We start from the raw sequence: 15,001 nt of genomic DNA on the forward strand, positions 1-15,001 counted from the left end.
CTCGAGGGAGCCGTTGTAACGCTAACGTTTAGCAAGCGCCGCGCCAAGGGTGGATGCCCGCGAATGCATGCGCCGCGCGGTCATGCATATCGCGCAGAATCGACGGCAGCCCGGCCATGCCATCGACAACTCCCATCACCGAACACGCATCCAGGCCGCTGCTGAAGCGGTTCCGTGACTATTGGATCGAGGCGCCCAACGCCAATCCGCTGGTGGACCAGAGCCTGGCGCGCGCCTATGTGATCGACACGCGGGACACGCCGCTGTCAGCCGCCGTCACGGCCGCGGTGTTCTGGATGCTGTTCCTCGTTCTCACCGGCAATCGCGGCACGCTCGTGTGGGCCGTGCTGGTGCACGCGATGCAATGGAACATGCACCGCCATCTGCACCGGCTGGATCCGGCCGCCATCGATGCAGCCACTGCCGCGCGCACGCGCCGGCGGCTGGAGTTGCGCATGCTGTTCCCGGGGCTGGTGTGGGCGTTGGCGCCGTGGCTGTTCTTCCCGCATGGCGACCTTGCCCACATCCTGCTCATGTACTTCTTCGTGAGCGGCACGACCAGCGTGATCATTGCCGCGCTTGCCCAGTGGTGGCTGGCCGCCCTGTGCTTCGGCGTCCCGGTGTTCCTGAGCCTGGCGCTGCGGCTGGTGCTGGAGCCGGGCAGCGTGACGGTCATCATGGGGTGCCTTGCGGTGTCGCAGCTCGTGGCGGCTCTGCACTATGCGCGCAAGCAAAACCGGTTGATCGTCGGCTCCATCGAGAACGGCTTCGAGAACGCGCGCCTGGCCGAAGCGCTGTCGCGCCAGCTCGACCACGTGGCACAGCTTGCCGCGCAGCGCGCCCGCATCTTTGCGGCCGCCAACCACGACCTGCGCCAGCCCATGCATGCGCTGGCAATCTTCGTCGACGCGCTGGACACGCGCAATCCGCCCACGGCCGAGAACCTGCGCTTCATGCGCGACAGCGTAGATGCCCTGCGCGGCTCCATCGATGCGCTGCTGGACATCGCGCAGCTCGACGGCGGCGTGGCGCCCGTTCGCCCCGAGCCGATGCGCCTGCAGCCGCTGTTCGATGCGCTGCACGGGCGCTTTGCGGCGCTGGCCGCGGCCAAGGGGCTGCACCTGCGCGTGCGCCCCACGCGCGCCGCGGTGCAGGCGGACGCGCGCATGCTCGCGCGGCTGCTCGGCAACCTGGTGGACAACGCGATCAAGTACACCCCCTCGGGCACCGTGCTGGTCTGCGCCAGGCATGTGACGCCGGGCGCCTGGCGCATCGAGGTGCGCGATTCCGGCGTGGGCATCGACGCGCGGCACCAGGCGCAGGTGTTCGAGGAGTTTTTCCAGATCGACAACCCCGGACGCGACCGCAGCCGCGGGCTCGGGCTGGGCCTGTCGCTGGTGGCGAGCATGGCGCAGGTGATGGGTTCGCGCATCCAGGTGCGCACCGCACCGGGCCGCGGCAGCACCTTCTCGCTGGTGCTCGATAAGACGGCCGCGCCACCGGCAGATGACGACCTGGCCGTGCCGGCCGGGCCAACGGAAGAAGCGGCCGCCCTTCGCATCCTGGTGCTCGACGACGAGCAACCCGTGCGCGAGGCCATGCGTTCGCTTCTGTCCGCCTGGGGCCACGAGGTGGTGCTGGCGGCCAACCCGCGCGAAGCCTTGCAGCACGGCGGCGTGTTCGACCTGATGCTGAGCGACCTGCGCCTGGGCAGCGGCCTCTCGGGCCTGGCCGCCGCGCAGGCCTTGCAGGCGGTCGGCAAGGCGCGCAACGTCGTCATCCTCACCGGCGAAACCGCGCATGCGACGCGGGCCGAGGTCGAGCGCGCGGGCTATGCGCTGATCTACAAGCCGGCGGGTGCGCAGGCCCTGCAGGAAGCCATTGCCGCAAGCCGGCCTGCCTAGCCTCGGGGCTTGCCCTGTCCGCGCCCGGCCCGCAAGGTGTTCCAATAGCGGTCTTCATGAGCGCCAACGATCCCACCACCGGACCTTGCCCCTGCGGCCGTACAGACCGCCGCGACAAGCCCATCGGCTACGCCCTGTGCTGTGGCCGCTATCTCGACGATTTCGGGAACACGCCCGCGCCCGACGCCGAATCGCTGATGCGTTCGCGCTATTCGGCCTTCGTGCTGGAGCGCGGCGAATACCTGCTCGCCACCTGGCATGCGTCGAAGCGGCCGGCCTCGATCGAGTTCGAGCCGGGCGTCAAGTGGCTGGGGCTGGACATCCGCTCGCGCTCGGTGCTCGACGCGGACCATGCCGAGATCGAGTTCGTCGCGCGCCAGCGCAGCGCGGCCACGGGTGCCGCCACGCGCCTGCACGAGCGCAGCCGCTTCGTGCGCGAAGGCGACCGCTGGTACTACCTGGACGGCGACCTGCAAGTACCCCTGGGTTGACGCACCGGGCCGAGGCCCGCACAATCGGCCCCGCTCCGGGGTGCACGCATGTGGCGTGCTGAGATGGCAAAGCAGCCGACCCGCGAACTTGATCCGGGTCATACCGGCGTAAGAAGAGCTGCACTCCCTGACTTCGGTCCGTCACTCCCCCTTCCGTGACGGGCTTCCCGAAGCCCACCGAGCGATTGCGGAGCACCCTTTCCTCAACAAGGAGTGCCTCCGATGAATGCCCCCGACAAGTTCACCACGCTGCTTTCGCTGACGCGCGAGCCTTTTCCCGCGTCGCACAAGTGCGTCATTCCGGGCAGCCGGCCCGACCTGTTCGTGCCCGTGCGCGACGTTGCGCTGACCAACGGCGAGACCGTGTCGCTCTACGACACCTCCGGCCCGTACACAGACCCGAAGGTCGAGATCGACGTGCGCCGCGGCCTGCCCGACGTGCGCGGCGCCTGGGTGCTGGAGCGCAACGACACCGAAAGTTACGAAGGCCGCTCGCATCACGCGCTGGACGACGGCGCCAAGAACGAAGACCGCGACGCGCAACGCCTGGCCGAACTGCGCGCCGGCGCCTCGGCACTGCAGCGCACGCCGCGCCGCGCGAAGTCGGGCGCCAACGTCACGCAGATGCACTACGCGCGCCGCGGCATCGTCACGCCCGAAATGGAGTACGTGGCCTTGCGCGAGAACGGCAAGCGCGAGTGGATGGCCGAATACCTTGCCAACGAAGAGCGCGCCAGGCGCGTGATGGGCAACCCGATGGGCGCGACCATTCCGCGCATCATCACGCCCGAGTTCGTGCGCGACGAAGTGGCCCGCGGCCGCGCCATCATTCCCGCGAACATCAACCACCCCGAAGTCGAGCCGATGGCCATCGGCCGCAACTTCAAGGTGAAGATCAACGCCAACATCGGCAACTCGGCTGTCACGTCGAGCATCGAGGAAGAGGTCGAGAAGCTGGTGTGGGCCATTCGCTGGGGCGCCGACAACGTGATGGACCTGTCCACCGGCAAGAACATCCACACCACGCGCGACTGGATCGTGCGCAACTCGCCGGTGCCCATCGGCACGGTGCCCATCTACCAGGCGCTCGAGAAGGTGGGCGGCGTGGCCGAAGACCTGACCTGGGAGATCTACCGCGACACGCTGATCGAGCAGGCCGAGCAGGGCGTCGACTACTTCACCATCCACGCCGGCCTGCGCCTGCCGTTCATCCACCTCACGGCCGACCGCATGACGGGCATCGTGTCGCGCGGCGGATCGATCATGGCCAAGTGGTGCATCGCGCACCACAAGGAGAGCTTTCTCTACACGCACTTCGAAGACATCTGCGACATCATGAAGGCCTACGACGTGAGCTTCTCGCTCGGCGACGGCCTGCGTCCCGGCTCGGGCGCCGATGCCAACGACGAAGCGCAGTTCGCCGAGCTGCGCACGCTGGGCGAGCTCACGCAGATCGCATGGAAGCACGACGTGCAGACCATGATCGAAGGGCCGGGCCATGTGCCGATGCACATGATCCAGTCGAACATGGACGAGCAGCTCAAGCACTGCCACGAGGCGCCGTTCTACACGCTCGGGCCGCTGACGATCGACATCGCGCCGGGCTACGACCACATTGCCAGCGCCATCGGCGCGGCCATGATCGGCTGGGCCGGCACCGCGATGCTTTGCTACGTGACTCCGAAGGAACACCTGGGGCTGCCGGACCGCGACGACGTGAAGCAGGGGATCATTGCCTACAAGATCGCCGCGCATGCGGCGGATGTGGCAAAGGGGCACCCTGGGGCTCGCTCGCGCGACGATGCGCTGAGCAAGGCGCGCTTCGAATTCCGCTGGCAAGACCAGTTCAACCTGGGCCTCGACCCCGACACCGCGCGCGAATTCCATGACGAGACGCTGCCGAAGGATTCGAGCAAGGTGGCGCATTTCTGTTCGATGTGCGGGCCCAAGTTCTGCTCGATGAAGATCACGCAGGAAGTGCGCGAATACGCAGCGAAGAAGGGCGTGGCCGAGGCAGCCGCCATGGCCGAGGGCATGGAAGAGAAGTCGAAGGAATTCATGGCCGGTGGCGGCGAGATGTACATCCCGATCCGTCCGATAGCCTGAGCTTCCTCCTGCGAAAAGGGGGCGTTGCTACCATGGGGCCAATCACCGAACTCCGGCACCGCAATGACCCCCTTTCCTTTTTCCGCCGTTCTCTTCGACTGCGACGGCGTGCTCGTCGATTCCGAACCCATCACCAACCGCGTGCTCGCCGAAATGCTCGGCGAGCTTGGCTGGCACATCACGACCGAGGAATCGATGAACACCTTCACCGGCAAGGCGGTGAAGGACGAGGCCGCGCTCATCGAGACGAAGACCGGCGTCAGGATCACCGACGACTGGCTCAAGACCTTCCGCGCCCGCCGCAATGAGGCGCTGGAGCGCGACCTCGTCGCCATTCCCCACGCGCCCGCCGCCATCCGCGAAATCCATTCAAGGCTCAAGGGCCGTATCGCCTGCGCTTCCGGTGCCGACCGCCACAAGGTCGAACTGCAGCTTGCGAAGGTCGGCATGCTCGACTATTTCCAGGGCCGCATCTTCAGCGGACACGAGATGCCGCGCTCCAAGCCGCACCCCGACGTGTATCTCGCTGCGGCGGAAGCCCTCGGCGTCGACCCGAAGCGCTGCGCCATCGTCGAAGACACCGTCACCGGCGCAATGGCCGGCGTGGCTGCAGGAGCCACTGTGTTCGGCTACAGCACCGGCGAATCGGGCCACAGCGGCCCCGGCCCTCTGCTCAGCGTGGGCGCGGTGAAGGTGTTCAGCGACATGGCCGAACTGCCGGCGCTGCTTTCGGGCTACGGGCTGCAGGCGGCCTGAGTTTCTGGTGGAATGCAGGGCGCAACTCCCGAGCAGCAGGAACCACTTCCCATGACTTCCGAATACAAAACCGAGCAGCCCGACCGCAGCGAGATCGACGCGCTCACCGGCCCTGCCGTGGTCGAGTTCGGCACCAACTGGTGCGGCATCTGCAAGGCCGCCCAGCCGAACATCGCCGAGGCCTTTACCAAGTACCCGGACATTCGCCGCATCAAGGTCGAAGACGGCAGCGGGCGTCCGCTGGGGCGTTCGTTCAACGTGCGGCTGTGGCCCACGCTGGTGTTCATGCGTGACGGCAAGCAGGTCGCGAAGCTGGTGCGGCCTGAGGACAGTCAGTCGATTGCCGACGCGCTTGCGTTGATCGCACAGCCTAGCTGACGCGTCATTCCCGGAGGGAAGTACCCGGTGTCATTCGCACGCACCCCGAACGTGCCCCGAACGCCCTCCGCTACAGCCCCTGCTGCCGAAAGTCGCGAGGCGCATGCCCCGTCCACTGCAGGAACGCCCGCGAAAAACTCTTCTCGTTGCGAAACCCCACGGCCAGCGCCACCTGCTTGACAGGCCGCGTGGTGCGGCGCAACAGGTCGACAGCCATCTCGTGGCGCACCTCGTTCTTCAGCACCTGCAGCGAAGTGCCTTCCTCGTGCAGCTGCCGGTGCAGCGTGCGGCTCGACACGTTGAGCAGCCCGGCCAGCGCCTCGGCGGTGGTGGCCTCGCTGGCGCGTGAACGCAGCAGCTCGCGCACGCGCTGGCCCAGCAGGCGGTCGCGCCGGTACTGCAGGATTGTGAGCGGCAGTGCGCGCCTGAGCATGGTGCGCAGCGCGCGTTCGTCTCGCTGCAAGGGCAGGGCGAGATAGCGCTCGTCGAAACTGATGCCCGCCTGCGGCGCGTCGAAGCGCACGTCTGGCGTGAACATCAGCGGATAGGCGTCGCTGTGCGGCGGCGCGGCAAACGGAAAGCTCGCGTGTCGCAGCGAGATGCGCGAGTCGATGGCCCAGCACATGTAGCCGTGCACGAAGCGCAGGGTGGTCACCAGGCAGAACTCGCGGAAGGCGTCGTCCAGCGGGACGTTCTCGGCGATGCGCAGCGTGGCCATGCCGCCGGCCACTTCGAGCGACAGGCCGATGTCCTCGGTCAGCAGCCGGTGGTGGCGGCACCAGCGCTTGATGGCCACGCCCAGGTCGGGCGAGCTCAGGGAGGCGCGGCACAGCAGGCCGTAGGTGCCCCAGGGCAGGCGCCGCGAGAACCAGCCGAGTGTTTCGTCGTCGAGCTCCTGCATGGCGTGGCCCGACAGCACCTCGAACTGCGCGGCCGTCACCCGCGCGCCCGGCCGGGCCAGTTCGCGCGGCGTGATCTGTGCCGCCTTCAGGGCCTCGGCAGGGTCCATGCCGTAGCGCTCGTAGCCCTGCACGATAGCTCTCACGAAGGCCATCGGCGTTACGGCGCGGGCGGGTCTGAGGAACGACGGGGGCGACATGGTGCAGCGGATCGGTCATGGCGTGATTTGCAACCATTGTGGCGCCAATTGCGGCACGGCGAGGCGTAAGCTGCGATCTTTCGCAAGCGCCATCCAGCGCGGGTGGCATTGCGCGCAGACCCCTTCAGAGGAGACAAACCCCATGCACGATCCCGGCCTGAACTTCGACCTGGGCGACACCATCGACTCGCTGCGCAGCGCCATCCAGGACTTCGCCGCCAACGAAATCGCGCCGCGCGCCGCCGACATCGACCGCGACAACCTGTTCCCGCACGACCTGTGGAAGAAGCTTGGCGACCTCGGCCTGCACGGCATGACGGTGAAAGAGGAATTCGGCGGCACCGAGCTGGGCTACCTGGCGCACATCGTGGCCATGGAAGAAGTCTCGCGCGCCTCGGCCTCGGTGGGCCTGTCTTACGGTGCGCACTCCAACCTGTGCGTGAACCAGATCCATCGCAACGGCAGCGACGCACAGAAGAAGAAATACCTGCCCAAGCTGGTGAGCGGCGAGCACGTCGGCGCGCTGGCCATGAGCGAGCCCAACGCCGGCTCCGACGTGGTGAGCATGAAGCTCAAGGCCGAGAAGAAGAACGGCTACTACGTGCTCAACGGCGGCAAGATGTGGATCACCAACGGCGGCGACGCCGACACGCTGGTCATCTACGCCAAGACCGAGCCCGAGATGGGCGCGCGCGGCATGACGGCCTTCATCGTCGAGAAGAACTTCAAGGGCTTTTCCGCCGGTACCAAGCTCGACAAGCTCGGCATGCGCGGCTCCAACACCTTCCCGCTGTTCTTCGACAACTGCGAAGTGCCGGAAGAGAACGTGCTCGGCGGAGAAGGCCAGGGCGCAAGGGTGCTGATGAGCGGCCTCGACTACGAACGCGCAGTGCTCTCGGGTGGCCCGCTCGGAATCATGGCTGCGTGCATGGACGCGGTGCTGCCCTTCATCCACGAGCGCAAGCAGTTCGGCCAGAGCATCGGCGAGTTCCAGCTCATGCAGGGCAAGCTGGCGGACATGTATTCGACGTGGCAGGCGACGCGTGCGTACGTGTATGCCGTGGGCAAGGCCTGCGACCGCAACGACCATGCGCGCACCTTCCGCAAGGATGCGGCGGGTGCCATCCTGTATTCCGCAGAGAAGGCGACGTGGATGGCCGGCGAGGCAATCCAGGCGCTGGGCGGCGTTGGCTACACGAAGGACTTTCCGGTCGAGCGGCTGTGGCGCGATGCCAAGCTGTACGAGATCGGCGCGGGCACCAGCGAAATCCGCCGCATGCTGATCGGCCGCGAGCTGTTCTCCGAAACCGCCTGAAGGAAGGACGCATCGCCATGGCGCTCTTGACCCAAAGCATGGCGCAAGGCGCCACCGATGTCCCCCTCATCGAACAACCCATCGGCGACTTCTTCGACGACATGGTCGGCAAGCAGCCCGACCGCGAGGCGCTCGTCAGTCGCCACGAAGGCCAGCGCTACACCTACCGCGAGCTGCAGGCCGAATCGAACAAACTCGCCAGCGCACTGCTGAACCTCGGCCTTGCGCCCGGCGACCGCGTGGGCATCTGGTCGCACAACAACGTGGCGTGGGTGCTGATGCAGATCGCCACCGCCAAGGTCGGCCTGATCCTCGTCAACATCAATCCCGCTTACCGCACTTCAGAGCTCGAGTACGCGCTCAACAAGGTCGGCTGCAAGGCGCTGGTGACGATGGCGCAGTTCAAGACCAGCGACTACCTCGGCATGCTGCGCGAACTGGGCCCGAAGCGTGTGCCGCAACTGGCCCACACCTTCTGGATCGACAAGGCCGGGCAGGGTGACGAGCAGCCTGGCATGAAGCGCTTCTCGCAACTGCTCGCAAGCGGCGATGCCAGCGACCCGCGCATCGAACAGGTGCAGAAGACGCTGAAAGCCACCGACCCGATCAACATCCAGTTCACCAGCGGCACCACAGGCTTTCCCAAGGGCGCGACGCTCACGCACCGCAACATTCTGAACAACGGCTTCTTCATCGGCGAGTGCATGAAGCTCTCGCCCGCCGACAGGCTGTGCATTCCGGTGCCGCTGTATCACTGCTTCGGCATGGTGCTGGGCAACCTGGCCTGCCTCACGCACGGCTCGGCCATCGTGTACCCGAACGACGGCTTCGACCCGCTCACCGTGCTCGAGACCGTGCAGGCAGAGAAGTGCACCGGCCTGCACGGCGTGCCCACCATGTTCATCGCCGAGCTCGACCATCCGCGCTTCAAGGAGTTCGACCTGTCGACGCTGCGCACCGGCATCATGGCCGGCTCGCCTTGCCCCATCGAGGTGATGAAGCGCGTGGTCAGCGAGATGCACCTGAGCGAGATCACCATCGCCTACGGCATGACCGAGACCAGCCCCGTGAGCTGCCAGAGCAGCACCGACACGCCGCTGGACCGCCGCGTGTCGACCGTGGGCACGGTGCAGCCGCACCTCGAAGTGAAGATCGTCGACCCCGAGACCGGTGCCGTCATGCCGGCCGGCCAGTCGGGCGAGCTGTGCACGCGCGGCTACTCCGTCATGCACGGCTACTGGGACGACGAGGCCAAGACCCGCGAGGCCATCGACACCGAGCACTGGATGCACACCGGCGACCTCGCGACCATGGACGGCGAGGGCTACGTCAACATCGTCGGCCGCATCAAGGACATGGTGATCCGCGGCGGCGAGAACATCTACCCGCGCGAGATCGAAGAATTTCTGTACCGCCACCCGAAGGTGCAGGACGTGCAGGTCGTCGGCCTGCCCGACAAGAAATACGGTGAGGAGCTGTGCGCCTGGATCATCGTCAAGCCCGGCCAGAGCGCCACCGAAGAAGAAGTGCGCGAGTTCTGCAAGGGCCAGATCGCGCACTACAAGGTGCCCAAGTACATCCGCTTCGTCAGCGAGTTCCCGATGACGGTGACCGGCAAGATCCAGAAATTCAAGATCCGCGATGCCATGACAGAGCAACTCGGCCTTAGCCAAGAAAAAACAGCATGAGCCAACTCGAAACCAAACTCAACGCCCGCTCGGCGGACTTCCAGGCCAATGCAGCAGCCATGCGCGCGCTGGTCGATGACTTGCGCACGCAGTTCGCGAAGGTAGAGCAGGGCGGCGGCGAGGCAGCGCGTGCCAAGCACACCGCGCGCGGCAAGCTGCTGCCGCGCGACCGCGTGGCCGAGCTGCTCGACCCGGGCACGCCCTTCCTCGAGATCGCGCCGCTGGCCGCACATGCGATGTACCTCGATGCCAAGGGGGCCGAGTCGGCACCGGGCGCCGGCATCATCGCGGGCATCGGCCGCGTGAATGGCGTCGACTGCATGATCGTGTGCAACGATGCGACGGTGAAGGGCGGCACCTACTATCCGATGACGGTGAAGAAGCACCTGCGCGCGCAGGAGATCGCCGAGCAGAACCGCCTGCCCTGCATCTACCTCGTCGACTCGGGCGGCGCCAACCTGCCGAACCAGGACGAGGTGTTTCCCGACCGCGAGCACTTCGGCCGCATCTTCTACAACCAGGCCAACATGAGCGCCCAGGGCATTCCGCAGATCGCGGTGGTCATGGGCTCGTGCACGGCCGGCGGCGCGTACGTGCCGGCGATGAGCGACGAATCGATCATCGTGAAAAACCAGGGCACCATCTTCCTGGGCGGTCCGCCGCTCGTGAAGGCGGCCACGGGCGAGGTTGTGACGGCTGAAGACCTGGGCGGTGGCGACGTGCACACGCGCCTGTCGGGCGTGGTCGACCACCTCGCGCAGAACGACCTGCATGCGCTGGCGCTCGCGCGCTCGGCGGTGGCCAACCTCAATGCGAAGGCGGCCGAGGCCCCGGCCAAGGCCGAGGTGCGCGCGCCGGCGTTCCCACGCGAGGAGCTCTACGGCGTGATCCCCACCGACACGCGCAAGCCCTTCGACGTGCGCGAGATCATCGCGCGCGTCGTCGACGGCAGCGAGTTCCACGAGTTCAAGGCGCGCTTCGGCGCCACGCTGGTCTGCGGTTTTGCCGAGATCGAGGGCATGCCGGTGGGCATCGTCGCCAACAACGGCATCCTGTTCAGCGAATCGGCGCAGAAGGGCGCGCACTTCATCGAGCTGTGCTGCCAGCGCAAGATTCCGCTGGTGTTCCTGCAGAACATCACCGGTTTCATGGTGGGCCGCAAGTACGAGAACGAAGGCATCGCGCGCCACGGCGCCAAGATGGTGACGGCAGTGGCCACCGCGAACGTACCCAAGTTCACCATCATCATCGGCGGCAGCTTCGGCGCCGGCAACTACGGCATGTGCGGCCGCGCGTACAGCCCGCGCTTCCTCTGGATGTGGCCCAACGCACGCATAAGCGTGATGGGCGGCGAGCAGGCCGCGAGCGTGCTGGCCACCGTGAAGCGCGACGGCATCGAACTGAAGGGCGGAAGCTGGAGCAAGGAAGAGGAAGAAGCCTTCAAGGCGCCGATCCGCCAGCAGTACGAAGACCAGGGGCACCCTTACTACGCCACCGCGCGGATCTGGGACGACGGGATCATCGATCCGGCGGATACGCGGCGCGTGCTGGCGCTGGGCCTTGCGGCTGCGCGCAATGCGCCGATTCCCGAGCCGAAGTTCGGCATCTTCCGGATGTGATGGCGATGCGGCTTGCGCACATCCTCAGCTCGCGCCTCAGGCAGGCGGCGGCAGCCCTCGGGCTGGGCGCGCTGGCGGTTTGCGCGCAGGCCTTTGCGGCCACGCTGCCCGAATCGGTGGTCATGGTGCCGAAGAAGGGCGGGCTGTTCACGACCGAGCTCGAGACCACGCTCTACGTGCCCGAGGGCACCGGCCCGTTTCCCATTGCGGTAATCAACCACGGCAAGGCGAACGGTGACCCCCGGTTCCAGGCGCGCTACAGGCCGCTGGGTGCGGTGCGCTTCTTCATGGCGCGCGGCTATGCGGTGGTCGTGCCGATGCGGCAAGGCTTTTCCAAGTCCACCGGCAGTTATATCGGCGGCGGCTGCAACATCGAGAGCAACGGTCGCGAGCAGGCCGGCGACGTGGCGGCGGTGCTGGACTACGCGAGTGCGCAACCCTGGGCGGACAAGTCACGCATTGTGGTCGTGGGCCAGTCGCACGGCGGCTGGACCACGCTGGCCTTCGGCACGCTCCACTATCCCGGCGTCAAGGGGCTGATCGACTTCGCCGGCGGCCTGCGTCAAGAGAATTGCGTGGGATGGCAGAACGGCCTGATCGGTGCGGCCGGCACCTACGGGAAGGAAACGCGCACGCCCTCGCTCTGGTTCTATGGCGACAACGACAGCTACTTTCCGCCCTTCGCTTGGAAGGGCATGCACGAGAGCTATGTGGCGGCCGGCGGACAGGCGAGGCTGGTGGCCTTCGGAACTTTCGGCGGCGACTCCCATGCCATGTTCGGCTCTCCCGCCGGTGCACCTATCTGGCAGCCGGAAGTTGCTAACTTCCTGCGTGAGATCGGCCTGCCTGACCAGCCCCTGACCGAGTTCGCGCGCTATGCGGTGGCCGCAACGCCATCGGCCAGCGGCTTCGCGCCACTCGACGCGATCGACCGCGTGCCCGACCAGAGCCCGGCCTCGCTGAGCGGCTACCGCGTATTTCTCACCAAGACATCGCCGCGGGCCTTCGCCGCTAATGCACAGGGAGGCTGGGGCTCCGCATGGGGCGGCGACGACCCCATGGGCCGGGCGATGGAGAGTTGCCAGAAAAAGACTACCGCAGGCGAGTGCCAGTTGTACGCTGTGGACGACAAAGTTGTCTGGAAATCCACACCGTGAAAAGTTGCACCCCACAAAACTCCCACTGCGCCGGGCGACTGGCCGTAAGCCTTCTGGCGCTCTGCCTCGTGTCGCAGGCCATGCCCGTGTTCGCACGCGACACGCGGCTTGTGCTGCCCATCTATCCGGTGATGCAGCAGCCCGCCACGCGCGATGCGATCGGCAACGACGTGCAGCTTCGCTTTGCGACCGCGCCGCAGCCCAAGGCACCGCAGGCGCAGATGCTCGTGGCGCAGAGCTATGCGCGGCCTTACTCCAGTACGCAACGTTACCCCGACGGGCGGCCGGTGATCCGCAGCGACGAGGAAACCTGCCGCGAGGCGATGCGCAATACGCTGGTTGAGTTGGTCGGGGCGGCACGGGCACGCGGCGTGCGCGTGGTGACGCAGGTCGAGAGCTTCTACGAGGGCAACCCGCTTTCGACGCCCGGTGCCTATGAGTGCCATGCCGGTAGCGGCAGTGCCGAAGTCCATTTGCGAGGCAGGCCGGGCGCCGATGGCGACGCAGCCTCCGCGGCGGCAAATACCGTCGGCATCGAGGATGTCAACGCCGTTCCCGGGTTGGATGCGCAGGGCCGCGCGGAGTATCAGAAATTTCTTCAGAGTAAGCCGCCGCGTGCCTTCGTCATCCGGCAGGATGCCGACCGTACCTGGTTCGGGTTTGCCGACGGACTGGTTCCCCGCGACATCAACCGGCCCTCGGACCCGACGCAGCGGGCCCTGGAATACTGCCGGGAGCGCAGCCGGAGCGAATGCAGCGTCTATGCAGTCGACTACACGGTGGTTTATCAGCAGCCGCAGGCCAGCGCGCCCGTGCAGAGCGCGGCGGCTGCCGGGCCCGCCACCAGCATCTACAGGTTGCCGGCAGACAGCCGTTTTGGCGACGTCAACGATTCCTCCCTGGTGCCTGTGCGCGAAAGGAGCAGGGACCAGTACCTCCGGTTTCTTGCCCTGCCCATGCCGCGAGCCTTTGCGATTGCCGCCGATGGCAGCGCGGCCTTCGCTTCCGGCGGTGGGGCGATGGCCGATGTCCTGAACACCTGCGAACGTGCGGGAAAGACCTGCTGGCTCTACGCCGTGGATGATCGCGTGGTGTGGCAGTCCGACCCTCACCAACGCATTAGTCGTGTCAACCAACTCTCCAGAGTCCAGCAGGACGCACGTACTCCATGAGCGATTTCGAAAAACTCGATCTCCGGATAGAAGGCACCATCGCCCGCATCTGGCTCGACCAGCCTGACGCACGCAACGCCTTCGACGACATCGTCATCGCCGAGCTGACACAAGCCTTCACCGAAGCCGGCGCCGCGTCGCAGGTCAAGGCCATCGTGCTCGGTGCCAACGGCCCGGCCTTCTGCGCGGGCGCGAATCTCAACTGGATGCGCCGCATGGCCGACTACACGCGCGACGAGAACGTCGCCGACGCGGGCAAGCTGGCCGCCATGCTGCGCACGATTGCCGAGTGCCCCAAGCCCACCATCGCGCGCGTGCAGGGCGATGTGTATGCGGGCGGCATGGGGCTGGTGGCCGCGTGCGACATGGCCGTGAGCGTGGACACCGCGTGGTACTGCCTGAGCGAAGTGAAGATCGGCCTGGTGCCCGCGACCATCAGCCCGTACGTGTTGCGCGCGATGGGCACGCGCGCCTCGCAGCGCTACTTCCTCACGGCCGAGCGTTTCACGGCCGCCGAGGCGCACCGCATCGGCTTCGTGCATGAAGTGGTCGCAGCCGATGCGCTCGATGCCAAGGTCGACGAGCTCTTGAAGGCGCTGACCGGCGCAAGCCCTGCTGCTGTGCGCGCCTGCAAGCAACTGATTGCCGACGTGGCCGGCCGCGAGATCGACGACGCGCTGATCGCGAAGACCGTCGAGGGCATCGCCGACATTCGTGCGAGCGACGAAGGCCGCGAGGGCGTGCAGGCCTTCCTGCAGAAGCGCAAGCCCTCGTGGCTGGAAACGAACAAGGCCTGAGCACCATGACGCACGACGCACTCATCGAACGCATGGACGCGTGGCTGGCTGCCCATCGCGCGGACTACCACGCGGTGCTGCAGCCCGGCGTGAGCGACGCTGACCTCGATGCCTTCGAGGCGAAGTTCTCGCTGAAGCTGCCGGAGGCCTTTCGCGCGCTCTACCGATGGCGCAACGGCCAGCCGAACAGCAGCTTCGACAGCCTGCAGGACAACCGCATGTTCAGCGCGCTCGAGGACATCGCCGACACCAAGGAGATGCTCGACGACATGATCGGCTCCGACTTCGAAGACCCGTCCACGTGGCGGCGCGGCTGGGTGCCGTTTCTGTCGAACGGCGGCGGCAGCCACTTGTGCGTGGACATCGATGCCGAGGGCGGCGGCGAGCCGGGCCAGCTGATCGCCTTCTGGAAGGCGGACGAAGACCGCCCCGTCGAGCATGCGTCCGTCGAGGCATGGCTCGCGGACCTCGTGGCTTCCATGGAAGCCGGCACCATCGAATTCGACTGAGGACTGATCG

13 protein-coding genes and 1 riboswitch are annotated in these 15,001 nt (G+C 66.7%); of the genes, 12 read left to right on the forward strand and 1 reads right to left on the reverse strand.

Features of this window, described 5'->3' with window-relative positions; genetic code table 11:
* The first annotated feature begins 116 nt into the window (after positions 1–116).
* The 5 genes from BLW48_RS20845 (at position 117) to BLW48_RS20865 (ending at position 5,635) form a co-directional block, all read left to right on the forward strand.
* Positions 117–1,904 carry a hybrid sensor histidine kinase/response regulator gene (locus BLW48_RS20845; protein ID WP_177142373.1) on the forward strand — a complete coding sequence of 596 codons (1,788 nt, stop codon included), beginning with the start codon at positions 117–119 and terminating at the stop codon, positions 1,902–1,904.
* Between the two features lie 56 nt (positions 1,905–1,960).
* Positions 1,961–2,395, forward strand: coding sequence for a YchJ family protein (locus tag BLW48_RS20850; protein ID WP_093177258.1), 435 nt, complete (start codon positions 1,961–1,963; stop codon positions 2,393–2,395).
* A gap of 26 nt (positions 2,396–2,421) precedes the next feature.
* Positions 2,422–2,527: riboswitch (TPP riboswitch) on the forward strand.
* 90 nt (positions 2,528–2,617) lie between these two features.
* A complete protein-coding gene (thiC, locus tag BLW48_RS20855; RefSeq protein ID WP_093056756.1) occupies positions 2,618–4,501 on the forward strand; it encodes a phosphomethylpyrimidine synthase ThiC in 1,884 nt (627 codons plus the stop codon).
* A 63-nt stretch (positions 4,502–4,564) separates the two neighbouring features.
* Positions 4,565–5,257 (forward strand): HAD family hydrolase, encoded by a 693-nt coding sequence (locus tag BLW48_RS20860; RefSeq protein ID WP_093056755.1) that lies wholly within the window; start codon positions 4,565–4,567, stop codon positions 5,255–5,257.
* 51 nt (positions 5,258–5,308) lie between these two features.
* A complete protein-coding gene (locus BLW48_RS20865; RefSeq protein ID WP_093177260.1) occupies positions 5,309–5,635 on the forward strand; it encodes a thioredoxin family protein in 327 nt (108 codons plus the stop codon).
* 70 nt (positions 5,636–5,705) lie between these two features.
* Here BLW48_RS20865 and BLW48_RS20870 read toward each other — a convergent pair whose 3' ends face one another.
* Positions 5,706–6,734: an AraC family transcriptional regulator gene (locus BLW48_RS20870; RefSeq protein WP_093177261.1), complete on the reverse strand. Its 1,029-nt coding sequence runs from the start codon at positions 6,732–6,734 to the stop codon at positions 5,706–5,708.
* A gap of 142 nt (positions 6,735–6,876) precedes the next feature.
* On the opposite strand from BLW48_RS20870, the gene BLW48_RS20875 reads away from it, so the two are divergent.
* Genes BLW48_RS20875 through BLW48_RS20905 form a run of 7 tightly spaced genes read left to right on the forward strand, consistent with a single transcriptional unit; the run spans position 6,877 to position 14,991 of the window.
* On the forward strand, positions 6,877–8,049 hold the full coding sequence (locus tag BLW48_RS20875) for an isovaleryl-CoA dehydrogenase (protein ID WP_093056752.1): 1,173 nt from the start codon (positions 6,877–6,879) through the stop codon (positions 8,047–8,049).
* 17 nt (positions 8,050–8,066) lie between these two features.
* Positions 8,067–9,737 (forward strand): AMP-binding protein, encoded by a 1,671-nt coding sequence (locus tag BLW48_RS20880; protein ID WP_093177263.1) that lies wholly within the window; start codon positions 8,067–8,069, stop codon positions 9,735–9,737.
* Positions 9,734–11,356, forward strand: coding sequence for a carboxyl transferase domain-containing protein (locus BLW48_RS20885; protein ID WP_093056750.1), 1,623 nt, complete (start codon positions 9,734–9,736; stop codon positions 11,354–11,356). Before BLW48_RS20880 ends, BLW48_RS20885 begins: the two co-directional genes overlap by 4 nt.
* A gap of 5 nt (positions 11,357–11,361) precedes the next feature.
* The gene (locus BLW48_RS20890) at positions 11,362–12,513 is read left to right on the forward strand and encodes a dienelactone hydrolase family protein (protein WP_256330851.1); all 1,152 of its coding nucleotides are present in this window, start codon (positions 11,362–11,364) and stop codon (positions 12,511–12,513) included.
* A complete protein-coding gene (locus tag BLW48_RS20895; protein ID WP_143047762.1) occupies positions 12,510–13,685 on the forward strand; it encodes a hypothetical protein in 1,176 nt (391 codons plus the stop codon). The genes BLW48_RS20890 and BLW48_RS20895 overlap by 4 nt, the downstream gene beginning before the upstream one ends.
* Complete coding sequence (locus BLW48_RS20900; RefSeq protein ID WP_093177267.1) at positions 13,682–14,482, forward strand: enoyl-CoA hydratase/isomerase family protein; 801 nt, start codon at positions 13,682–13,684, stop codon at positions 14,480–14,482. Before BLW48_RS20895 ends, BLW48_RS20900 begins: the two co-directional genes overlap by 4 nt.
* 5 nt (positions 14,483–14,487) lie before the next feature.
* On the forward strand, positions 14,488–14,991 hold the full coding sequence (locus tag BLW48_RS20905) for an SMI1/KNR4 family protein (protein ID WP_093177268.1): 504 nt from the start codon (positions 14,488–14,490) through the stop codon (positions 14,989–14,991).
* The last annotated feature ends 10 nt before the right edge of the window (positions 14,992–15,001 follow it).

Source organism: Variovorax sp. YR266 (assembly GCF_900107295.1).
GTDB lineage: Bacteria > Pseudomonadota > Gammaproteobacteria > Burkholderiales > Burkholderiaceae_C > Variovorax.